Annotated in this window: 18 protein-coding genes; 14 read left to right on the forward strand and 4 right to left on the reverse strand. The window is 59.7% G+C overall.

Annotation, left to right across the window (positions count from 1 at the left end; translation table 11 throughout):
- Positions 1 to 20 precede the first annotated feature (20 nt).
- Positions 21 to 662, forward strand: a complete 642-nt coding sequence (locus tag PFZ56_RS01830; RefSeq protein WP_102865336.1) for an oxidoreductase — start codon at positions 21 to 23, stop codon at positions 660 to 662.
- Between the two features lie 60 nt (positions 663 to 722).
- Here the strand turns inward: PFZ56_RS01830 and PFZ56_RS01835 are convergent, their stop codons facing one another.
- From PFZ56_RS01835 to PFZ56_RS01850, 4 genes are all read right to left on the reverse strand, one after another.
- Positions 723 to 1,010 (reverse strand): YceK/YidQ family lipoprotein, encoded by a 288-nt coding sequence (locus PFZ56_RS01835; RefSeq protein WP_102865335.1) that lies wholly within the window; start codon positions 1,008 to 1,010, stop codon positions 723 to 725.
- Complete coding sequence (gene ubiX / locus PFZ56_RS01840; protein WP_102865334.1) at positions 1,003 to 1,635, reverse strand: flavin prenyltransferase UbiX; 633 nt, start codon at positions 1,633 to 1,635, stop codon at positions 1,003 to 1,005. Before ubiX ends, PFZ56_RS01835 begins: the two co-directional genes overlap by 8 nt.
- Positions 1,632 to 2,981 carry a UDP-N-acetylmuramate:L-alanyl-gamma-D-glutamyl-meso-diaminopimelate ligase gene (gene mpl, locus PFZ56_RS01845; protein WP_102882340.1) on the reverse strand — a complete coding sequence of 450 codons (1,350 nt, stop codon included), beginning with the start codon at positions 2,979 to 2,981 and terminating at the stop codon, positions 1,632 to 1,634. Before mpl ends, ubiX begins: the two co-directional genes overlap by 4 nt.
- Before the next feature lie 136 nt (positions 2,982 to 3,117).
- Positions 3,118 to 5,037, reverse strand: coding sequence for a sigma-54-dependent Fis family transcriptional regulator (locus PFZ56_RS01850; protein WP_102882341.1), 1,920 nt, complete (start codon positions 5,035 to 5,037; stop codon positions 3,118 to 3,120).
- Positions 5,038 to 5,413: 376 nt separating this feature from the next.
- Here PFZ56_RS01850 and PFZ56_RS01855 point away from each other — a divergent pair, with 376 nt between their 5' ends.
- The 13 genes from PFZ56_RS01855 to PFZ56_RS01915 all read left to right on the forward strand — a co-directional run bounded on the left by PFZ56_RS01855 (position 5,414) and on the right by PFZ56_RS01915 (position 21,385).
- On the forward strand, positions 5,414 to 6,934 hold the full coding sequence (locus tag PFZ56_RS01855; RefSeq protein ID WP_170002124.1) for an aldehyde dehydrogenase family protein: 1,521 nt from the start codon (positions 5,414 to 5,416) through the stop codon (positions 6,932 to 6,934).
- Between the two features lie 177 nt (positions 6,935 to 7,111).
- Positions 7,112 to 8,392, forward strand: a complete 1,281-nt coding sequence (gene eutH / locus PFZ56_RS01860; protein WP_102882342.1) for an ethanolamine utilization protein EutH — start codon at positions 7,112 to 7,114, stop codon at positions 8,390 to 8,392.
- A 25-nt stretch (positions 8,393 to 8,417) separates the two neighbouring features.
- The gene (locus PFZ56_RS01865; RefSeq protein ID WP_110596253.1) at positions 8,418 to 9,854 is read left to right on the forward strand and encodes an ethanolamine ammonia-lyase reactivating factor EutA; all 1,437 of its coding nucleotides are present in this window, start codon (positions 8,418 to 8,420) and stop codon (positions 9,852 to 9,854) included.
- 28 nt (positions 9,855 to 9,882) lie between these two features.
- A complete protein-coding gene (locus tag PFZ56_RS01870) occupies positions 9,883 to 12,078 on the forward strand; it encodes an ethanolamine ammonia-lyase (protein WP_123390328.1) in 2,196 nt (731 codons plus the stop codon).
- 51 nt (positions 12,079 to 12,129) lie between these two features.
- Positions 12,130 to 13,524: an ethanolamine ammonia-lyase subunit EutB gene (locus tag PFZ56_RS01875; RefSeq protein ID WP_102882345.1), complete on the forward strand. Its 1,395-nt coding sequence runs from the start codon at positions 12,130 to 12,132 to the stop codon at positions 13,522 to 13,524.
- Between the two features lie 11 nt (positions 13,525 to 13,535).
- Complete coding sequence (gene eutC / locus PFZ56_RS01880; RefSeq protein WP_102865326.1) at positions 13,536 to 14,360, forward strand: ethanolamine ammonia-lyase subunit EutC; 825 nt, start codon at positions 13,536 to 13,538, stop codon at positions 14,358 to 14,360.
- A 106-nt stretch (positions 14,361 to 14,466) separates the two neighbouring features.
- Positions 14,467 to 14,925 carry an N-acetyltransferase gene (locus PFZ56_RS01885; protein WP_102865325.1) on the forward strand — a complete coding sequence of 153 codons (459 nt, stop codon included), beginning with the start codon at positions 14,467 to 14,469 and terminating at the stop codon, positions 14,923 to 14,925.
- A gap of 236 nt (positions 14,926 to 15,161) precedes the next feature.
- Entirely contained in the window at positions 15,162 to 15,818 is a 657-nt protein-coding gene (locus tag PFZ56_RS01890) for a DedA family protein (protein ID WP_102882346.1), read from the forward strand.
- Positions 15,819 to 15,823: 5 nt separating this feature from the next.
- Positions 15,824 to 16,636 (forward strand): zinc-dependent peptidase, encoded by an 813-nt coding sequence (locus tag PFZ56_RS01895; protein WP_170002126.1) that lies wholly within the window; start codon positions 15,824 to 15,826, stop codon positions 16,634 to 16,636.
- Between the two features lie 239 nt (positions 16,637 to 16,875).
- Positions 16,876 to 17,403: an inorganic diphosphatase gene (gene ppa / locus PFZ56_RS01900; protein ID WP_011063696.1), complete on the forward strand. Its 528-nt coding sequence runs from the start codon at positions 16,876 to 16,878 to the stop codon at positions 17,401 to 17,403.
- Positions 17,404 to 17,951: 548 nt separating this feature from the next.
- The gene (locus tag PFZ56_RS01905; protein WP_170002128.1) at positions 17,952 to 19,274 is read left to right on the forward strand and encodes a UDP-glucose/GDP-mannose dehydrogenase family protein; all 1,323 of its coding nucleotides are present in this window, start codon (positions 17,952 to 17,954) and stop codon (positions 19,272 to 19,274) included.
- A 120-nt stretch (positions 19,275 to 19,394) separates the two neighbouring features.
- Positions 19,395 to 20,738 (forward strand): flippase, encoded by a 1,344-nt coding sequence (locus PFZ56_RS01910; protein ID WP_170002130.1) that lies wholly within the window; start codon positions 19,395 to 19,397, stop codon positions 20,736 to 20,738.
- Positions 20,735 to 21,385 carry an FkbM family methyltransferase gene (locus tag PFZ56_RS01915; RefSeq protein ID WP_102882350.1) on the forward strand — a complete coding sequence of 217 codons (651 nt, stop codon included), beginning with the start codon at positions 20,735 to 20,737 and terminating at the stop codon, positions 21,383 to 21,385. Before PFZ56_RS01910 ends, PFZ56_RS01915 begins: the two co-directional genes overlap by 4 nt.
- The last annotated feature ends 20 nt before the right edge of the window (positions 21,386 to 21,405 follow it).

Genomic DNA, 21,405 nt, shown 5'->3' on the forward strand with positions numbered 1-21,405 from the left:
AGTATCAAGGGGGAATGACTATGTACTTGACGCCTCAGCATATCCTGCTCGCCGGCGCCTCCGGACTAACCGGAGAGCATCTACTCGATCGCCTGCTCAACGAGCCCACCATCATTCGTGTTCTGGCACCCAGCAGACGCCCGCTAAGCAAGCACCCACGCCTGGAGAACCCCGTCGGCGATCCGGCGGTGTTTCTGCCGCAACTAAGCGGCAAGGTGGAGATCGCCTTCTGCTGCCTGGGCACCACCATCAAGCAGGCGGGTTCCGAAGCGGCCTTTCGCGCCGTGGACCTGGACATGGTGGTGGCCTTCGGCAAACGCGCCCTGGAAATGGGCGCGCGGCACCTGATAGTGGTCAGCGCCCTGGGCGCCGACCCCAAGTCATCGATTTTCTACAACCGGGTCAAAGGTGAAATGGAAGAGGCCCTTAAACAGCAGGGCTGGCCACAGCTGACCATTTGCCGGCCGTCACTGCTGCTGGGAGACCGGATCGAACCGCGCCTGACCGAACAACTGGCCGGCCCGTTGTCGCGACTGATCCCGGGCAAGTACCACGGCATCGAAGCCTGCCAATTGGCACGCGCCATGTGGCGGTTGGCCCTGGAAGAGCAAAGCGGCACTCGGGTCGTCGAATCCGATGAGTTGCGCAAGCTAGGTAAATGAAGCCCTCGCCGGCAAGCCGGTTCCTGCACATAGCTGCAGGAGCCGGCTTGCCGACGAACACTACAACCCACCCGTTGCCTGAAACCCCACCCCCAACACTGTCAGCACCGACAACGGCAGCAACAGCGTATCGAGCAAGGCACTGGCCGGCAGGTCTACTCCCGGATAGCTCGGTGCCTCGGCGCCAAAGCGGTCCATGGCACAGCAACCACCCTGCATGGCATAAAGATCCAGGCGCGTCCCCGAATACACCACCGGTGCCCCAGGTTGTGCGGCGTTCAAGGTGCGGACCGTGGCACAGCCCCCCAGCTGCAGGGCAGCCAGCAGCATCAGCAGGGATTTATTCATCGCTGCTCAAATGATGTTCGCCCCAGCGCGGCAACATGTCCTGGGGAATGTTCAGCAGATTGAGAATCCGCGCCACGACGAAGTCCACCAGGTCATCGATGGTCTGCGGCTGATGATAGAAACCCGGCGAGGCCGGCAGGATAGTCACGCCCATGTTCGACAACTTGAGCATGTGCTCCAGATGAATGCTGGAGTAGGGAGCCTCGCGAGGCACCAGAATCAACTGCCGGCGCTCCTTGAGGGTCACGTCCGCAGCCCGTTCGATCAGGTTGTTGCAAGCCCCGGTAGCAATCGCCGACAAGGTGCCGGTGGAGCAAGGCACCACCACCATCGCCGCCGGCGAGCCGGAACCCGAGGCTACCGGCGACATCCAGTCTTCCTTGCCGTACACCCGGATCTGCCCCGCCGCCGCACCGGTGTACTCGGTGAGAAAGGCCTGCATCATCTGCGGCTTGGGCGGCAGGGTCACATCGGTTTCCGTGGCCATGACCAACTGCGCAGCCTTTGAGATCAGGAAGTGCACTTCCCGATCCTCACGCACCAGGCAATCCAGCAGGCGCAAACCGTACTGGGCGCCCGAGGCACCGGTCATGGCCAGGGTGATGCGTTCCGGGCCGTTGCTCATTGCAGTGCCTCGGCCAGTTTGCCGTGCAGGCCGCCGAAGCCGCCGTTACTCATGATCACCACCTGGGTGCCCGGCTTGGCCTGGCTTTTCACCCGTTCGATGATGCCTTCCAGAGAGTCGCTGACAATCGATGGCACCGAACACAGGGCCGCCGTTGCCGCCAGGTCCCAGCCCAGGTTGGCCGGTGCGTACCAGATCACCTGATCGGCCTGGTTGACGCTTTCCGGCAGCCCATCACGGTGGGCGCCAAGCTTCATGGAGTTGGAGCGCGGCTCGATGATGGCAATCACCGGTGCGTCGCCGACCCGCTTGCGCAGGCCGTCCAGGGTGGTGGCAATGGCCGTCGGGTGGTGGGCGAAGTCATCGTAGATGGTCACGCCATGCACTTCAGCGACCTTCTCCATGCGGCGCTTCACGCTCTTGAACGCACTCAGGCCAGCAATGCCCATCGACGGCACCACGCCAACATGACGAGCAGCGGCCAGCGTCGCCAGGGCATTGGCCACGTTGTGCTGCCCGGTCAGTTCCCACTCCACCACGCCCTGGCTCACACCCTCGAACATCACTTCAAAGGCCGAACCGTCGGCACTGAGCAACTTGACCTGCCACTGACCACCGGCACCGGTGGTCTGCACCGGCGTCCAGCAGCCCATCTCGATGACCCGCTGCAAGGCCGGTTCGGTGGTGGGATGAATCACCAGGCCTTCGCTGGGGATGGTCCGCACCAGATGGTGGAACTGCCGCTCGATGGCTGCCAGGTCAGGGAAGATGTCCGCATGGTCGAACTCAAGGTTATTGAGGATCGCCGTGCGCGGGCGGTAGTGGACAAACTTCGAGCGCTTGTCGAAGAACGCGCTGTCGTACTCATCGGCCTCGATCACGAAGAACGGTGTGCCGCCCAGGCGGGCCGAAACGGCGAAATTCTGCGGCACCCCACCAATCAGGAAGCCCGGGCTCATGCCGGCATGCTCCAGTACCCAGGCCAGCATGCTGCTGGTGGTGGTCTTGCCGTGGGTGCCGGCAACAGCCAGGACCCAGCGCCCTTGCAGGACATGGTCCGCCAACCACTGCGGGCCGGAAACATAGGGCAGGCCTTTGTTCAGCACATATTCCACGGCCGGGTTGCCCCGGGACATGGCATTGCCGATCACCACCAGATCCGGAGCCGGGTCCAGCTGGGCCGGGTCATAGCCTTGAGTCAGCTCGATGCCCTGGGCTTGCAGCTGGGTGCTCATGGGGGGATAGACGTTAGCGTCGGAGCCGGTGACGTGATGGCCCAGTTCTTTAGCCAGAACCGCCATCGAGCCCATGAAAGTGCCGCAGATACCGAGAATATGGATGTGCATAGTCGACCTCATAAAACATCGGCGCAGGTTAGCCTAGAGGGCTGCAAATCGCACCCATTAGCTGACCGGGAGGCTGTTGCGTTTGCCGCCGCTGGCACAAGGCAAGCGGCCCTGTACCGGCAGTCACAGGTGCGGTTTAACGCGCAATACCGTGTTTGCGCAGCTTTCTATAGAGGGTGTTGCGGCTGACCCCCAGCTGTTCGGCGGTATGGGTCATGTGCCAGCGCTGTTGCTCCAGGGCTGCCAGTAGTGCAACCCGCTCGGCGTCCTCCAGGGGGCGCTCCTGCGCTTCAGCAACCGGCTCGGCAACTGGCGCCGGGCGGCTGTTGCGGATCAGCGGCGGCAGGTCTTCCAGACCAATGCGGCCGTTTTCACACAAGGCCGCCAGGGTTCGCAGGACGTTGCGCAATTGCCGCACGTTTCCCGGCCAGGAATAACTCAACAGGCTCTGACGCGCCGCTTCGTCCAGCACCACCGGTTGCCCGCCCGCTTCTTCGGCCAGGAGAAAGTCCAGCAACTGGGATTTGTCGCTGCGCTCACGCAGGGCCGGCAGCGCGATCTCAAGACCATTGAGCCGGTAATACAGATCCTCACGGAAACTGCCGTCGCGTACCCGCTCCAGCAGATCCCGGTGGGTGGCGCTGATGATCCGCACGTTGACCGATTGCGGCTCACCGCCAATCGGCACCACCAGGCGATCTTCCAACACCCGCAGCAAACGCGTCTGCAGGGCCAGGGGCATATCGCCGATTTCATCGAGGAACAAGGTGCCGCCATCGGCCTGCTGCAACTTGCCGCGCATGCCCTCCTTGCGCGCCCCGGTAAAGCTGCCGCCGCGATAACCGAAGAGTTCGCTCTCGATCAGGCTCTCCGGAATCGCCGCGCAATTGAGGGCGACAAAGGTTTTATCCGAACGGGCACTGCCCTGGTGCACGGCCTTGGCAAAAGCCTCCTTGCCGGAGCCGGTTTCACCATTGATCAACAGCGGCACATCACGCTCGAACACCCGCGAGGCCCGGCGAAAATCATTCTGCAGCCCTTCATCCCCAAGGCAGATGCTTGAAGTGCGCGGCGGCGTAACACCAGCCGGCACCCGCGGCGCAGGTTGCGATACCGGGTGCGGCTGACCGCGCAACAAGGCAAACAGACGCCGCCCATCCCGAGTACGCAAGGGCCAACTGGCGCTGGCATTGATGCTGGCGCGACTGAGCAATTCATCCAGGGAACAGTCGAAAAAGCTGTCCACCGGTTTACCCAGCAAGCCACCGCGAATATGTCCCAGCAGATTCAGGGCGCTCTGGTTCACCGCACAGATTCGCCCTTCGCCGTCAAACGCCAGCAAGCCCTCACTGAACAGCCCCACAGACTCCGCCTGTAGATGAAAGCGCAGCAGCCACTGGTTCTCGAAATAACGCAGGAAATAGCAGCTCTCGATCATTTTCGCCGAGAGATTGACCAAGGCCATGGTGTGGAACTGGCTCTGCCGGGAAACGTCCTGACGCGCCGAGGACACATCCAGCACCGCCAGCAATTCGCCATGGGGATCGAACACCGGGCTCGCCGAGCAGGTCAGGCCAGTGTGCCGGCCACGGAAGTGCTCGCCCTGGTGAATGGTCAGCGACTGGCGCTCCACCAGGCAGGTGCCAATGCCGTTGGTGCCTTCCCGGGCCTCGCTCCAGTCGGCGCCCAGCCAGAGACCGGCATGCTCGAAAATCTTGCGCTCGCTAGGGGCGGTGATGCAGTTGAGGATCACCCCCCGGGCATCGGTCAGCAGCACGGCATGGCCCGCGCCGGACAACTGCTGGTGCAGGTTGGCCATCTCGGTGCCGGCTATTTGCAGCACATCCTGCAGGCGTTCGCGACTTTCCAGCAGGCGACCATGCTCCAGCACTGTGGGGGCCATGGCCTGGGCCGGATCAAGGTGATAGTCCTCAAGGCAGCGCAGCCAGGAGCGAGCAATGGAAGGATCGCTGCCGGGGCCCTGCAAATGGGCTTTACCCTGGGCCACCGTCAGCACCTGCTGGGCATGTCGACTCAGATGATTACTACTGTGCATTTCTTATTATTCTCCTGATGCGCTGTCACGCTCAGACGGAACACTGGCGCCGCTGCCGGCCGCAATCGGCCCTATAAAGAAGGACAGACCATCAGATCTATCCGACAAGATTCGACACGCGAACCAGCATCCTCCAGCCGCTGTTTCATTGCAATGCCGGCTTGACCCATGAGTCACAGCTTGTGCCATCCAGGTTACAAACTGTCACTCGGTGCCGTACCAGATTCGTCACACGCTGCCGTTGGCACCGCTTCGAAACATCCGCAAACCCTTGATTCATATGGCCTGCACCCCACTGGCCCGACCTTTGCTCTACGCTTGGTATGCGCTATAGCGCGTCCTCCCCCATAAGCATAAAAGCCAGGAGATACCCACCATGCGTTACGCACACCCCGGTACTGAAGGCGCTATTGTTTCGTTCAAGAGCAAGTACGGTAACTACATCGGCGGCGAATTCGTTGCGCCAGTCAAAGGCCAGTACTTCACCAACACCTCGCCGGTCAATGGCCAGCCGATTGCCGAATTCCCCCGCTCCACCGCCGAAGACATCGACAAGGCGCTGGACGCCGCCCATGCCGCCGCCGACGCCTGGGGCGCCACCTCGGTACAGGCCCGCTCGCTGATCCTGCTGAAGATCGCCGACCGCATCGAACAGAACCTGGAACTGCTGGCCATCACCGAAACCTGGGACAACGGCAAGGCGGTACGCGAGACCCTGAACGCCGACATTCCCCTGGCCGCCGACCACTTCCGCTACTTCGCCGGTTGCCTGCGGGCCCAGGAAGGCAGCGCCGCGGAAATCGACGGCAACACCGTGGCCTACCACATCCATGAACCCCTGGGCGTGGTCGGGCAGATCATCCCGTGGAACTTCCCGATCCTGATGGCCGCCTGGAAACTCGCCCCAGCCCTGGCTGCCGGCAACTGCGTGGTACTCAAACCCGCCGAGCAGACCCCACTGGGCATCACCGTACTGATGGAAGTGATCGGCGACCTGCTGCCACCGGGCGTGCTCAACGTGGTGCAAGGTTTCGGCCGTGAAGCCGGCGAGGCCCTGGCCACCAGCAAGCGCATCGCCAAGATCGCCTTCACCGGCTCGACTCCGGTGGGCTCGCACATCATGAAATGCGCCGCCGAGAACATCATTCCGTCCACCGTGGAACTGGGCGGCAAGTCGCCGAACATCTTCTTCGAAGACATCATGCAGGCCGAACCGAAGTTCATCGAAAAGGCTGCCGAAGGCCTGGTGCTGGCGTTCTTCAACCAGGGTGAAGTCTGCACCTGCCCATCCCGTGCCCTGGTACAGGAATCGATCTACGACGAATTCATGCAAGTGGTGATGAAAAAGATCGAACAGATCAAGCGTGGCGATCCGCTGGACACCGACACCATGGTCGGCGCCCAGGCCTCCGAGCAGCAGTTCGACAAGATCCTCTCCTACCTCGACATCGCCAAGAACGAAGGCGCGCAGCTGCTCACCGGCGGCAAAGTGGAGAAACTCGACGGTGACCTGTCCAGCGGCTACTACATCCAGCCGACCCTGCTCAAGGGCACCAACAAAATGCGCGTGTTCCAGGAAGAAATCTTTGGCCCGGTGGTCAGCGTCACCACCTTCAAGGACGAAGCCGAAGCCCTGGCGATTGCCAACGACACCGAGTTCGGCCTGGGTGCCGGGGTCTGGACCCGCGACATCAACCGCGCCTATCGCATGGGCCGCGGGATCAAGGCCGGCCGCGTCTGGACCAACTGCTACCACCTGTACCCGGCCCACGCCGCGTTCGGTGGCTACAAGAAGTCCGGCGTTGGCCGTGAAACCCACAAGATGATGCTCGACCACTACCAGCAGACCAAGAACCTGCTGGTGAGCTACGACATCAACCCGCTGGGCTTCTTCTGATCGACCCTCCCGGCGACCCAGGTCGCCGGGAGGCCTTTTGGCGGCCTTGCCGCACTTGTTCACCTGCTCTGATCCGGTGCCGAAGGCTTGCCGGACGGGACACTGCTGTCGGAAGTTCTGCGCCAAACCAGTCGTGCACAGACCCTGCTTGAAAAACAATAACAAGGGACAAACGCAATGGATCAGATCGGCAACTACGTGCTCTACCTCATCATGCTCTGCGCCGTAATCGGTGCCTTCGCCGCCATCTATGACAGCGAGCGAGGCTTGGGCAAAGAATTCATGGAAGGCATCCATGCCACCGGCTACATCTTTGTGCCGGCCGCAGGGATCATGGCTTCCATTCCCTACCTGACGGTGGTCATCGAGACCGTCTTCGGTCCGTTCTTCAACTCCCTGGGCGCCGATCCGGCCCTGGCGGCGACCATGATCATCGCCTCGGACATGGGTGGCTATCAGCTGGCCTCGGCCCTGGCCGCCAGCAAGGAAGCCCTGGTGATGGCCTTGATCACCGGCTTCATGGGCGGCGCCACCATCGTCTTCTCGATCCCCATGGGCCTGGCGATGCTCGACAAGCGCGACCACAAGTACATGGCCCTGGGGATCATGTCCGGCATCCTCACCATCCCCGTCGGGGTGATGATCGCCAGCCTGATCCTGGCCTTCAGCAACCCGGTGGTACGCGAACTGGTGAGCACCAACGGTGAAGCCAGCTACCAACTGGCCCTGGGCCTGGGCAGCATCTTCGCCAACCTGCTGCCGATCCTGATCTTCGTCGTGGCCCTGGCCCTGGGCCTGCGCTTTTTGCCGGACATGATGATCAAGGGTTTCATCATCTTCGGCCGCGCCATGGACGCGGCCATCAAGCTGGTGCTGGTGTTCTCCATCGTCGAATACTTCACCGGGGTCTTCTCCGCGGTATTTGGCGGCTGGGGCTTCCACCCGATCATCGCCGACGCCCAGGACCAGACCCGCGCCCTGGAAACCGCCGGCTACATCGGCATCATGCTGGCCGGCGCCTTCCCCATGGTCTACCTGCTGCGCAAGTACCTGGGCAAACCCCTGGAGAACCTCGGCGGCAAGATCGGCTTGAGCGCGGTGGGCAGCGCCGGCATGCTGGCGACCATCGCCAACATCCTCGCCATGTTCCGCCTGGTGCGCCTCATGCCGCCCAAGGACAAGGTGGTGAATATCGCCTTCGGCGTCTGCGCCGCCTTCCTGCTGGGGGACCACCTGTCCTTCACCGCCAACTTCCAGCCCACCATCATCCTGCCGGTACTGATCGGCAAGATCTGCGCCGGCTTCGTCGCCGTCGGCCTGGCCTACTGGCTGTCGGTGCCCAAGGCGCTGCAACTGGAAGCCCAGGATCGGGCAGCGGGCATCATCGCCCCGGGCGAGTACCTGGGCGGCACCGCGCTGGACACGCCGGAACCTGCCGGCCAGAAGGCCACCGCCTGACTGCGGCGCGGCGAGGAACGCCTGCATGCAAGCCATCACGGGCGGCGCATCGGTACTGCTGCTGGGGCTGGACTTCGGGTCCACCACCAGCAGCGCGCTGATCGCCCAGGCCAGCCTGAGCAGCCACTGCATCACCGGACGCATGGCCCTCAACGAGCCACGGGTGCTGTTTCGTGGCGAGCCGGTGTTCACCCCGTTCAAGGACCAGGTCATCGATGAAGCCGCGATCCGGGCCCTGATCGAAACCTGGCTCGAACAGGCCGGCGTAAGCCCGCAACAGCTGTTTTCCGGTGGTGTGATCATCACCGGTCTGGCGGCGCGGCGGCACAACGCCCAGGCCCTGGCGCAACTGGTCGGCCAATTGATCGGCAACGCCCTGATCACGCGCGCCGACGACGGCGGGCTGGAGTCCTGGCTGGCCTTCATGGGCAGTTGTTCGGCGCTGAGCCGCTTCCACGCTCGGCAACCGATACTCAACCTGGATATCGGCGGGGGCACCACCAACGCCGCCTGGGGCCTGGATGGCAACGTCCTGGCCAGCGGCTGCCATTTCATCGGGGCTCGGCACTTGCAGTTCGAGCCGGGCAGTTATCGTCTCAGCGGCGTATCGGAGTTCGGTCAGGCACTGCTCGATCACCTGGCAATCCGCAAGCATCCCGGACAGGTCCTGGAGCGTTCCGAGCTGGACGCGGTGGTCAATTGGTACATCGATGCCCTGGTCGCCATTGCCGAAGGTGATCGCCACTTCTTTACCAGCCCGTTGGGCCAACTGACCGAGCAACTGCCGCTGATCCTCCCTGCACGCAATGCCGACCCGGCCCTGACTTTTTCCGGTGGTGTGGGCGAGCTGCTCTATCGCCACCTGCAAGGCGAACCCATGCCCGGCATCACCTATTACGGCGATCTGGGCATCGATCTGGCCCTGGCCATTGCCCGCCACCCGCGACTGGTGCGGGCGGCCTCCCGACTGGTGCCGGAAAACCGCGGTCGGGCCACGGTCTACGGCCTGACCCTGCACAACACCGAGATTTCCGGCAGCACCCTGTTTCTGCCCCAGCCCGAGGTGCTGCCGCTCAAGGACCTGCCCATCGTCGCCCGGCTGCCTATGGATGCCACCGAGCAGCAACTGGACGACGCCCTGGCCCTGGCACTGAGCAGCTGCGACGGCGCTTGCCTGCAATTGCTCGACAACGGCCAGGCGCCACGACTGGAAGACATCCGACAGCTGGGCGCACGCCTGGCCCGCGCCCTGGAGCAAGCACGACCCGCCCCGCACTGGCCGCTGGTGCTGCTGTTGGAAAGCAACGTCGGCAAGGTCCTGGGCAACTACGCCACGGATTGGGGGCGCAGTTCTTGCAACCTGATCGTCATCGATGAAGTACGCGAGCGTTCGGCACACTTCATCAACCTGGGAAAACCCCACCAGCACATCGTGCCCGTCGCCTTCTACGGCGTGCACTGAGCCGATGCCGGCCAAGGAGCGTCTTGCCATGTCACTCACCGCACTGCAGCACATCCGCCTTCCCGAAGCGCTTGCCGAACGGGCCTACAGCACCCGGGTGCTGGACCGCGAGATAGGCTTCGCCAGCCTCAAGGCGGTGCTCGGCGCCGCCGACATCAGCAAGGCCGGGGACCGGGTGGCAGGGCTCGCGGCGGCTGATGAAATCACCCGCGAGGCGGCGCGCAAAGTGCTCTCAGAGCTGACCCTGGATCACTACTTCCAGCATCCGCTGACAGATCGCCACGGCCGCATCGACAGCGTCATGCAGGTCAACTACGACATCGACCACAGCGTCTTTGGCGAGATCGCCGACCTGACCCTGGGCGCCCTGAAAGATCGCCTGCTGCGCAGCCATGGCACTGAAATACGCCGTATCGGCACGGCCCTGACCGGGGTCATGGTGGCGGCCCTGGCCAAGCTGCTGGACGTGCATGAACTGATCCTGCTGTCGAAAAAGCTCAAGAGCGGCGCGGCGGCCAAGGCCCGGACCCTGGTGGGCCTGCCCGGTACTCTGTCGTCGCGGCTACAGCCCAACCATCCCACCGACAACCTCAGCGGCATCACGCTGCTGGTCTACACCGGCCTGAGCATGGGCTCGGGGGACGCGCTGATCGGCCTTAACCCGGCCATCGACACCGTGGACAACATCAGCGCCACCCTGCGTCACCTGGATAAATTGCGTAGGGAAACCGGAGCACCGACGCAGATCTGCGTGCTCTCCCACATCAAGACCCAACTGGCCTGCCTCGACCAGGGCGCGCCAGTGGAAATCATGTTCCAGAGCCTGGCCGGCACCGAACGCACCCTGACCGACGAGTTCGATGTCACCGTGCAGTTGCTGGATCAAGCCTGGCAGACCATGACCGAGCGCGGCCCGCTGCGCGATGTTGCAGAAAACTTCATGTACTTCGAGACCGGCCAGGGCAGCGAACTGACCTACGGCAAGCACGAAGGCATCGACATGACCACCTGCGAAGCCCTGTGCTATGGACTGGCCCGGCGCTATCGGCCGTACATGGTGAACAACGTCACCGGTTTCATCGGCCCGGAAACCCACCTCGACAACTTCGAGATGACCTATTCCTGCCTGCAGGACCAGTTCATGGGCAAGCTACTGGGGCTGCCCATGGGCATGGCGCCCTGCTACACCCTGCACTCCCAGGTGACCCTGGAAGGCCAGCAAATGGCCACCGAATTGCTGACCGCCGCCGGCGCCAACTTCTTCATGGACGTGTACCTGAGCACCGACCGCATGCTCGCCTACTTCGACACCAGCGCCCACGACAACCAGACCCTGCGCGAAGTCCACGACCTGGCGCCGGCCCCGGAATACCTGCGCTGGGCCCTGGGCAAGGGGATTTTCCAGGAGGACGCCCACGGCAACGTGGAACGCGGACCGAACTGGGGCAACCCGCGAATCTTCTGTGAGTCGGACATCGACTTCCAGCGCCTGCTCGAATCCACCCCGGCCACCTACGGCTTTGACAACGCCGGCCCACGCCCGGCCAACGCGGTGTCGCGGACCGTGCGCGCCAACCTCGCGGTGGCCCGAGAGGCGATCTACGTCGACCTGCGCCCTGCCGAAATCGGCGCCATTCCCCTGCGCGAGCTGCGTACCGCTGCCCCGGACAAGCTGGCCCACCTGCAAGACCCGGAGTTGGGCGCGCGGCTGACCGAGGAGGTGCTGCGGCGCCTGCAACCGGAATACAACGACGTGCAGATCGTGATTTCCGACGGCCTCAGCGCCGAAGCCATCCACCACAACATTCCCGAGCTGCTGCCGGTGCTGATGGACGGTCTGCAGAGTCGCGAGCTGCGCATCGGCCAGCCGATCCTCGCGCCCTATGGCCGGGTCAAGCTGGCGGAGTCGGTGGGCGAAGCCCTGCAACCGCAACTGATCATCGTACTGATCGGCGAGCGTCCCGGCGGCGATGCCCTGGCCTCGCGCAGCATGTCCGCCTACCTGGGCTACCGCCTGCCGGACGACCAGGCCCGCCGCGCCGCCGCCCAGTTCAGCGGCAACCCGGACATTCGCTACGAATACACCGTGATTTCGAACATCTACAGCGGTGGCCTGCCACCGCTGGAAGGCGGCAGCCTGGTGGCGGAAAAGGCCTTTGCCATCCTCCACCATCGGGCTGCCGGAAACCGTCTGGAAAACCTGCTGAAGAAGGTGGCATCCTGATGATCCGCCAGCACTCGGCAACGCCCCTACATCGTTGAAACGGAGACTGAGATGGCCCAATTTTCCCACAGCGTAGGTTCTCAGACCTATCGCTTCGACAGCCTCAAGGAAGTCATGGCCAAGGCCAGCCCGGCCCGTTCCGGAGATTTTCTGGCCGGTGTCGCCGCCCTCAACGACGGCGAACGGGTCGCTGCCCAGATGACCCTGGCGGATATCCCCCTCAAGCACTTTCTCGAAGAAGTGCTGATTCCCTATGAGTCCGACGAAGTCACCCGGCTGATTATCGACAGCCATGACAAGCAGGCCTTCGCCACCGTCAGCCACCTCACCGTTGGCGGTTTTCGCGATTGGCTGCTCAGTGACGCCGCCGACGAGCAGAGCCTGCGGGCCCTGGCGCCGGGCCTGACCCCGGAAATGGCCGCCGCAGTGTCGAAGATCATGCGCGTCCAGGACCTGATCCTGGTGGCGCAGAAGATTCGCGTGGTGACAAAGTTTCGCGGCACCCTGGGCCTGCGCGGGCGCCTGTCCACCCGCCTGCAACCCAACCACCCCACCGACGAGCCGGCGGGCATTGCCGCGAGCATTCTCGACGGCCTGCTGTACGGCAACGGCGATGCGATGATCGGCATCAACCCGGCCACCGACAGCATCGCCTCGATCTGCGCCATGCTGGAAATGCTCGACGCCATCATCCAGCGCTACGAGATCCCGACCCAGGCTTGCGTGCTGACCCACGTCACCACCTCCATCGAGGCGATCAATCGCGGTGTCCCCCTGGATCTGGTGTTCCAGTCGATTGCCGGCACCGAAGCCGCCAACGCCAGCTTCGGCATCAACCTCAACGTGCTCCAGGAAGGCTATGAAGCAGGCCTGAGCCTGAACCGCGGCACCCTCGGGCAGAACCTGATGTACTTCGAGACCGGTCAGGGCAGCGCCCTCTCGGCCAACGCCCACTTCGGCATCGACCAGCAAACCTGTGAAACCCGCGCCTATGCCGTGGCCCGGCATTTCAAGCCGTTCCTGGTCAACACCGTGGTCGGTTTCATCGGCCCGGAATACCTCTACAACGGCAAGCAGATCATCCGCGCCGGCCTTGAGGACCACTTCTGCGGCAAGTTGCTGGGCGTGCCCATGGGTTGCGACATCTGCTACACCAACCACGCCGAAGCCGATCAGGATGACATGGACAACCTGCTGACCCTGCTGGGCGTGGCCGGGATCAACTTCATCATGGGCATCCCCGGCTCCGACGACATCATGCTCAACTACCAGACCACGTCCTTCCACGACGCACTCTATGCTCGCCAGACCCTGGGCCTGAAACCTGCCCCTGAGTTCGAACAATGGCTAGCCAGGACCGGTATCTTCACCCAGGCCGACGGCAAGGTGCATTTCGGCAACAACCTGCCACCGGCTTTCCGCCAGGCACTGGCCCAGCTGGGATAAGGAACAGGCACATGCAAAAACATCCGACCGACTCGCAAAATCCCTGGCTGGAACTGCGCCGCCTGACCCCCGCGCGCATCGCCCTGGGCCGCACCGGCACCAGCTTGCCGACCGGCGCCCAACTGGACTTCCAATTCGCCCACGCCCAGGCCCGGGATGCCGTGCACCTGCCCTTCGACCACGCCGGCCTGAGCGCCCAACTGGCCGAGCGCGGCCGTGACAGCCTGCTGCTCCATAGCGCCGCTACCGATCGCCACAGCTACCTGCAACGCCCCGACCTGGGGCGCCGGCTCAGTGATGAATCGGCCCAGAGCCTGCGCGACTACGCCAGCGCCCATCCCGGTGGGGTCGACCTGGCGGTGGTGGTGGCCGATGGTCTGTCGGCCCTGGCGGTGCATCGCCACACCCTGCCCTTTCTGGCGCGCATGGAGGAACAGACCGCCGCCGAAGGCTGGTCGCTGTCGCCGGTGATCCTGGTGGAACAGGGTCGGGTAGCGGTGGCCGACGAGATTGGCGAACTGCTGGGGGCGAAGATGACTGTGATCCTGATCGGTGAGCGTCCCGGGCTCAGTTCTCCCGATAGCCTGGGGTTGTACTTCACCTACCAGCCGAAAGTCGGGCTCACCGATGCCTATCGCAACTGCATCTCCAATGTGCGCCTGGAAGGCCTGAGCTATGGCATGGCCGCCCATCGCCTGCTGTACTTGATGCGTGAAGCCTGCCGCCGGCAATTGTCGGGAGTAAACCTCAAAGACGAAGCACAAGTGCAGACTCTGGACAGCGACTCAACGGCAGACATGAAGGGCAACTTCCTTCTAGGGCCGCCCCAAGCGTGATTTTGCAAGACGATTGCGCTTTTTTCCCGCTTTGGGCAGCATCGGAACACGGCTGCCCGAGTCATCCAACCTGTGCCGTCACATCCACTTGAAGTTGAGAGCCACCATGCGGATTACTCAAGCAACCCTCGAGCACCTGGATCTGTTGACCCCGTTATTCGTCAAATACCGCGAGTTCTATGGCGCCCTGCCCTATCCGGATTCGTCCCGGGCTTTTCTGGAAAAGCGCCTACGACGCAAGGAATCGGTGATCTACCTGGCCCTGGCCGATGATGACAGCAATAAATTGCTGGGTTTTTGCCAGCTGTACCCAAGCTTTTCCTCCCTGTCGCTCAAGCGCGTATGGATTCTCAACGACATCTACGTCGCTGAAGATGCCCGGCGCCAGCTGGTGGCCGACAACCTGATGCGCACCGCAAAGAAGATGGCCAAGGAAACCAACGCCGTCCGCCTGCGTGTGTCCACCAGCAGCAACAACGCCGTGGCGCAGAAAACCTACGAGTCCATGGGCTTTCGCGAAGACAGCGAGTTCAAGAACTACGTCCTGCCTCTGAGCGATAGCTGATCTCACCGACAGCGGCCTGCGGGCCGCTTTAGTCCCTCAGGCCGGGGTGATCCCAGGTGGCCTGCCGCGCTTTGCGCGCCGAAACGCCCCGCTACAATCTGAACACGCATTTCACCTCTCTGCCTTTATAATGGCCGCCCTTTTCGGCGCGTAAGAAAATCTACACATCCTTGTAGTCCCTTTCTCCGAGTCATCGCACAGGCCTGCCGAGCCAGGCTGTCACCACAGGTGCCCCCATGGATTTCAACCCGATCGACCTACTCCTTCATCTCGACGTTTACCTCGACATGTTGGTGACCAACTACGGGCCCTGGATCTACGCCATCCTGTTTCTGGTGATTTTCTGTGAAACCGGTCTGGTGGTGACGCCGTTCCTGCCCGGGGACTCCTTGCTGTTCATCGCCGGCGCAGTCGCTGCGGGCGGCGGCATGGACCCGGTGCTGCTGGGGGGCCTGCTGATGCTGGCGGCGATCCTCGGTGACAGCACCAATTACGTGATCGGGCGAACCGCGGGCGAACGACTGTTCAGCAACCCCAATTCGAAGATCTTCCGTCGCGACTACCTGCAGAAAACCCATGATTTTTATGAAAAACACGGTGGCAAGACCGTAACCCTGGCGCGCTTCCTGCCGATCATCCGCACCTTCGCACCGTTCGTCGCTGGCGTGGCCCGCATGCCCTACCCACGATTCTTCGCTTTCAGCGTGATCGGCACCATCCTCTGGGTCGGCGGCCTGGTGACCCTGGGCTACTTCTTCGGCAACGTACCGTTCATCAAGAAAAACCTGTCGTTGCTGGTGGTGGTCATCATCCTGCTGTCCCTGGTGCCGATGATCATTGGCGTGCTGCGCAGCCGCTTCGGCCGCAGCGCTGAAAAAGCCGAAACCCGCTAAACACCATGTGGTCCCTCAGTGCCTGGCGCCGCAAGCGCCGGCTGGCCAAGCACCCGGTCAGCGATGAAACCTGGCAGCGGGTGCGCCAGCACCTGCCCTTCCTCGACGGCCTCAGCGTTGCCGAGGACCAGTGGCTCAGGGAAGCCAGCGTGCTGTTTCTCGATGACAAGCACCTCACCGCCCTGCCCGGCGTGGAGCTGCATCAGGAGCAACGCCTGCTGCTGGCAGCCCAGGCGCAACTGCCATTGCTGCACCTGGGCGACCTGAACTGGTACCAGGGCTTCCATGAAATCATTCTTTATCCCGACGACTTCCTCAGCCCCCAGCGCCACCGCGATGCCAGCGGTATCGAGCATGAATGGGACGGCGAGCACAGCGGTGAAGCCTGGCAGCAGGGCCCGATCATCCTCGCCTGGCCTGGGGTGCTGGCCAGTGGCGGTTGGGAAGCCTACAACCTGGTGATCCACGAACTGGCCCACAAGCTGGACATGCTCAACGGCGACGCCAATGGCCTGCCGCCGCTGCACAGCGACATGCGGGTCAGCGACTGGGCGCAGGTGATGCAAAGTGCCTACGACGATCTCAACCGCCAGCTCGACCATGATCCGGAGGCGGAAACCGCCATCGATCCCTACGCGGCGGAAAACCCGGCGGAGTTCTTCGCCGTCACCAGCGAGTACTTCTTCAGTGCCCCGGACTTGCTCGTGGCGGCCTATCCGAAAGTCTATGAACAGTTGCAGCTGTTTTATCGGCAGAATCCATTGGCCCGACTGCAGCAACTTCAAGCTGAAGATCCGGTCTATCAAACGCATCACTAATGTCCTGTCGCGCTGATACGTTGTTCATCTGAAGGCCAGTTGAAAGACCACTGCCAAGCCTGCCGACCGATGGCAAAACCGCCGGTCGCACGGCCCACCCGAACATGTCTGCGAGACAGTACAACCAAGGTTCTACGACCCTTGGCACGTAGCATCGGTTGCGGAGTGTGTCTATAATCGCCGCCACTTTTTGGTCAATCCGGCCAAGTCATTTGGTCAACTAACGGGGGCAACGCCCAATGAGCTACAGCAAGATTCCGGCGGGCAAAGACCTGCCGAACGACATCTACGTCGCTATCGAAATCCCGGCCAACCACGCGCCGATCAAGTACGAAATCGACAAAGACAGCGACTGCCTGTTCGTTGACCGTTTCATGGCCACCCCCATGTTCTACCCGGCCAACTACGGCTTTATCCCCAACACCCTGGCTGACGACGGCGACCCCCTCGACGTGCTGGTCGTGACCCCGTACCCAGTAGCGCCAGGCTCGGTGATCCGTGCTCGCCCAGTGGGCATCCTGAACATGACCGACGACGGCGGCGGCGATGCCAAAGTGATCGCGGTTCCTCACGACAAGCTGTCCCAGCTGTATGTCGACGTGAAGGAATACACCGACCTGCCAGCCCTGCTGCTGGAACAGATCAAGCACTTCTTCGAGAACTACAAAGACCTCGAAAAAGGCAAGTGGGTGAAGATCGACGGTTGGGGCAATGCCGATGCAGCCCGCGCCGAGATCCTGAAGTCGGTTGCCGCCTATAAAGGCTGAGAAGCAGCGTTAAGCTTCGAGCGACAAGCTTCAAGAGAAAGCCCCGAGTGATCGGGGCTTTTTCGTACCTGTTCCCCCATCGCAGCCGTCTTGCCAGCCAACAAGGCCGCACCAAACACGCATCCGGCAACAAATTCCCACGCACTATTTTCGTCCCCAGGGCCTCTGGATAGCGCTTCGCACTGGGAATTGCCGGCGAATATGCGTATGCTGCGCCCCACATTTGCGCATCGACCCTCCCTGCGGTCAGATCGCCCGACGAAGCGGATGACTTTCCTGCCCAGTCCCACAGCCAGCCGCAAGAGCTGGGTGTACGTTTTGAAGGCTGGTGCGGTTTACCAAAAATGAACCAAGCCAGTCCCCGAGAAGCCGGCCACAAGCCGGCTTTTTAATTACACCGAAATAATCCTACCCAATTCTAAAATCTCCCTGATAGCCTATGCACAAAAAGGTCTGGAACCAACAAGGTACGGGGCAAAAAACACCGAGCACCGCCTAGCCCCCCTGCTACAGGTCATATCTGCAGTTTTTCTAAGAAAGGATTATTTATGAATGTCACCGTTTTCGGCACGGGCTATGTTGGGCTTGTCCAAGGAGCTGTGTTGGCTGAAGTGGGACATCATGTGGTGTGCGTTGATGTTGATCGAAATAGAATCGAAAACCTGAAAAAAGGAAAGATTCCGATCTATGAACCGGGTCTAGAGACCCTAGTAACAAATAACTACGCGGCTGGTCGCCTACAATTCACGACTGATGCAGCCGAAGGTGTGATGCATGGTGATATCCAGTTCATCGCGGTAGGTACACCTCCCGACGAGGATGGCTCAGCCGACCTCAAATACGTCCTGACGGTAGCTGAAACCATCGCGACAAACATGCAAAACTCGAAAATCATCATCAACAAGTCGACCGTACCTGTAGGTACAGCTGACAAAGTGGGGGCGTGTGTTGCCACAGCCCTCTCCAAACGCAACAGAGCTGATCTTGGTTTCGATGTTGTTTCAAACCCAGAGTTTCTGAAAGAAGGTTCTGCGGTAGCAGACTGCATGCGTCCTGATCGTATTGTGATTGGAACGGCGAGCAAACGCGCTGAAGATGCTATGCGCGAACTCTATGCGCCCTTCAACCGCAACCATGAAAAAATCATTATCATGGACGTTCGCAGCGCGGAGCTGACGAAATACGCAGCCAACTGCATGCTTGCAACAAAAATCAGCTTCATGAACGAAATGGCCAACTTGGCGGAAAGACTGGGCGCTGATATTGAAATGGTTCGCCAAGGCATCGGTTCCGACCCGCGCATCGGCTATCAATTTATATATCCAGGTGCAGGTTATGGCGGCTCCTGCTTCCCCAAAGATGTCCAAGCCCTGGTTCGAACCGCTGAATCCATAGATTTCGACGCAAGGGTTCTCAAAGCTGTCGAGCATCGTAATAACGAACAAAAGCGCGTCTTATACCAAAAAATACTCAACCACTTTAAGGGTGAGCTAAAAGGTAAGGTCTTTGCGCTTTGGGGTCTGAGCTTCAAGCCCAATACCGACGACATGCGCGAAGCTCCAAGCAGAGTATTGATGGAAGCGCTATGGGGAGCCGGAGCTATTGTTCAAGCGTTCGACCCAGAAGCAATGAGTGAGGCGCAGCGGATTTATCAAGACAGGGCCGACCTTCGCCTATGCCTAAGCAAAGAGGCGGCACTGGAGGGAGCGGATGCCTTGGTGATCATTACCGAGTGGCAGGCGTTTAAAGCTCCCGATTTCGGGCTGATTTCAGCGAAACTTAGTCAGCCGGTTATTTTTGATGGTAGAAACTTGTTTGAAACAGAAAGAATGAAAAACAAAAACATTGCCTATTACTCAATTGGCCGATAATCAATAACTTTATATAAAAAGCCAACTCCAAAATTAAATAATCCAGAAGCCATTAATTGAACGCACCCCCCAAAAACTTTAGAGATGGTGCAATGCACAACATCTTCATACATTGTAAATATGAGCAACTTTAAAAACCCCGTTTGGTTACGTTTTCTACCGCCCCCCCTACGTGAGCGACTAAGCGGACGAGTGAATATCTTTTCGATCATCCACAACAGCGGATGGTTACTACTTGACAAGTTCGTCCGAATGTTTCTTGGGCTACTTGTTGGCGCCTGGGTAGCGCGATACCTAGGGCCAACTGAGTACGGAGAGCTTGCATACATTGTTGCTTATATTGCGTTTTTCCAAGCGGTTGCAACCTTGGGACTGGACGGAATCATCATTCGCGAGATATCACGAAACAAAGATGCCGCCAGCTACATACTAGGCACCAGTTTTAGTCTACGTCTTCTGGCAGGGGTTATTTGTTGGTTAGTTGCCGTATGTAGCATGGCAATTATACATGACTGGAAAAGCTCCACTGTATTAATAGCAGCACTTGCTGGCGGCACACTAATTTTCCAGGCTGCAGATACAATTGATCTATGGTTTCAGAGCCAAGGCCAGAATCGACGCACCGTTATCGCAAAACTAGTAGCTTACATAATCTCGAGTATCCTGAAAGTACTAATGATACTTTCAAATGCCCCCCTAATTGCCTTTGCAATGGCTATATCTCTAGACATAATAATTTCAGCAGCCGGGCTATTTTTTGCTTACAGACGTTTCCCCTGCAATGAAAGATGGCACACAGTAAGAAGTACAGCAATAGCGCTTTTAAAAGAGTGCTGGCCATTTATCTTAAGCGGCTTGGCAGTCATCATCTACATGAGAATTGACCAACTCATGATTAAAGAGATGTTAGGAGCAAAAGCCTTGGGCATATATTCTGCAATTCTCCCTATCGCCATGGCTCCAAATTTTGTCCCTGTCATTATATCGGTCGTTTTGATGCCAACCATCAGTAGACTGCATGGTGAAAACAAAGAAAGATATAGATCACTTTTAATCAAAATATTCAGAGCCAACTTCTATGCCGCATTATTTATAGCCTTGTGCACCGCAGCGCTTTCCGAATTTATTGTCTCACTTTTATTCGGAGCAGACTTTAGCGAATCCGCCGGCATTCTTAGAATATATATATTCTCAAATTGCTTTACCTGGCTCGGCGTTGCGCATAGCTTGTGGCTGGTCAATGAAAAAAAAGGAATGGTTAGATTATATGGAACTCTGCTAGGTGCCGCCTCCTGCATTATCTTAAACTCACTCCTAATCCCAATCTACGGCCTTAAAGGAGCGGCAATCGTAGCCATAATTGCGCAATTTGTATCTGCAGTAGGGATAAATTGGTTTTTTGCAAAAGAGTCCTTTATCCTGCAAATCAAAGGCATTCTATTCTTAAAAGAGGCACACACGTGAATATAAAGAAATACCTACGCCCAGCTTTCGAGCTCATATTAAAAAAGACTGGGCTTCTCTATATATTCAGACTAAAAAGAAACGCCATTAAAAATTATGGCTGGGAGCTAAGTGCAACCTCGTACGCTTCTATCGATGCAGACTCCAATCCAATACCTTGGATCACGTATCCTGCTATAGATTTTTTATCGCGACGCATCAACCAAAATATGAAGGTTTTTGAGTACGGCAGTGGTAACAGTACCTTGTGGTGGGCAAAACGCGCTGCAGTGGTGAGCTCGGTTGAGCACGACTTCAACTGGTATGAAAAAGTTAAATCTGAAATGCCTAAAAATGCCACCCTTCAATATGTCGAATTGTCGTACGATGGTGAATACTGCCGCGCATTGGAATGCGGTGAAAACTGGAACATCATTGTAGTAGACGGACGAGATCGAGTTAATTGTCTTAAGCAAAGCATCCGCAAAATTGCTGAGGATGGCGTTATATTACTCGACAACTCAGACAGAGAAGAGTACCAAGAAGGTATTGATTTCTTAATTAGCAATGGATATCGGAAACTTGAATTCAGGGGGCTAGCCCCCATCGTGACTTATATTTCGGAAACTTCCATATTTTACAAATCAGGAAATTGCTTGGGGCTTTAAGACCCAAGCCACCAAAAAAC

It is taken from the genome of Pseudomonas danubii, assembly GCF_042980055.1.
Lineage (GTDB): Bacteria > Pseudomonadota > Gammaproteobacteria > Pseudomonadales > Pseudomonadaceae > Aquipseudomonas > Aquipseudomonas danubii.

What these genes read in the sequence shown, in the direction of transcription:
- PFZ56_RS01830 (WP_102865336.1), top strand. Translation starts at nt 21, where the DNA reads ATGTACTTGACGCCTCAGCATATCCTGCTCGCCGGCGCCTCCGGACTA.
- PFZ56_RS01835 (WP_102865335.1), bottom strand. Translation starts at nt 1,010, where the DNA reads ATGAATAAATCCCTGCTGATGCTGCTGGCTGCCCTGCAGCTGGGGGGC.
- ubiX (WP_102865334.1), bottom strand. Translation starts at nt 1,635, where the DNA reads ATGAGCAACGGCCCGGAACGCATCACCCTGGCCATGACCGGTGCCTCG.
- mpl (WP_102882340.1), bottom strand. Translation starts at nt 2,981, where the DNA reads ATGCACATCCATATTCTCGGTATCTGCGGCACTTTCATGGGCTCGATG.
- PFZ56_RS01850 (WP_102882341.1), bottom strand. Translation starts at nt 5,037, where the DNA reads ATGCACAGTAGTAATCATCTGAGTCGACATGCCCAGCAGGTGCTGACG.
- PFZ56_RS01855 (WP_170002124.1), top strand. Translation starts at nt 5,414, where the DNA reads ATGCGTTACGCACACCCCGGTACTGAAGGCGCTATTGTTTCGTTCAAG.
- eutH (WP_102882342.1), top strand. Translation starts at nt 7,112, where the DNA reads ATGGATCAGATCGGCAACTACGTGCTCTACCTCATCATGCTCTGCGCC.
- PFZ56_RS01865 (WP_110596253.1), top strand. Translation starts at nt 8,418, where the DNA reads ATGCAAGCCATCACGGGCGGCGCATCGGTACTGCTGCTGGGGCTGGAC.
- PFZ56_RS01870 (WP_123390328.1), top strand. Translation starts at nt 9,883, where the DNA reads ATGTCACTCACCGCACTGCAGCACATCCGCCTTCCCGAAGCGCTTGCC.
- PFZ56_RS01875 (WP_102882345.1), top strand. Translation starts at nt 12,130, where the DNA reads ATGGCCCAATTTTCCCACAGCGTAGGTTCTCAGACCTATCGCTTCGAC.
- eutC (WP_102865326.1), top strand. Translation starts at nt 13,536, where the DNA reads ATGCAAAAACATCCGACCGACTCGCAAAATCCCTGGCTGGAACTGCGC.
- PFZ56_RS01885 (WP_102865325.1), top strand. Translation starts at nt 14,467, where the DNA reads ATGCGGATTACTCAAGCAACCCTCGAGCACCTGGATCTGTTGACCCCG.
- PFZ56_RS01890 (WP_102882346.1), top strand. Translation starts at nt 15,162, where the DNA reads ATGGATTTCAACCCGATCGACCTACTCCTTCATCTCGACGTTTACCTC.
- PFZ56_RS01895 (WP_170002126.1), top strand. Translation starts at nt 15,824, where the DNA reads ATGTGGTCCCTCAGTGCCTGGCGCCGCAAGCGCCGGCTGGCCAAGCAC.
- ppa (WP_011063696.1), top strand. Translation starts at nt 16,876, where the DNA reads ATGAGCTACAGCAAGATTCCGGCGGGCAAAGACCTGCCGAACGACATC.
- PFZ56_RS01905 (WP_170002128.1), top strand. Translation starts at nt 17,952, where the DNA reads ATGAATGTCACCGTTTTCGGCACGGGCTATGTTGGGCTTGTCCAAGGA.
- PFZ56_RS01910 (WP_170002130.1), top strand. Translation starts at nt 19,395, where the DNA reads ATGAGCAACTTTAAAAACCCCGTTTGGTTACGTTTTCTACCGCCCCCC.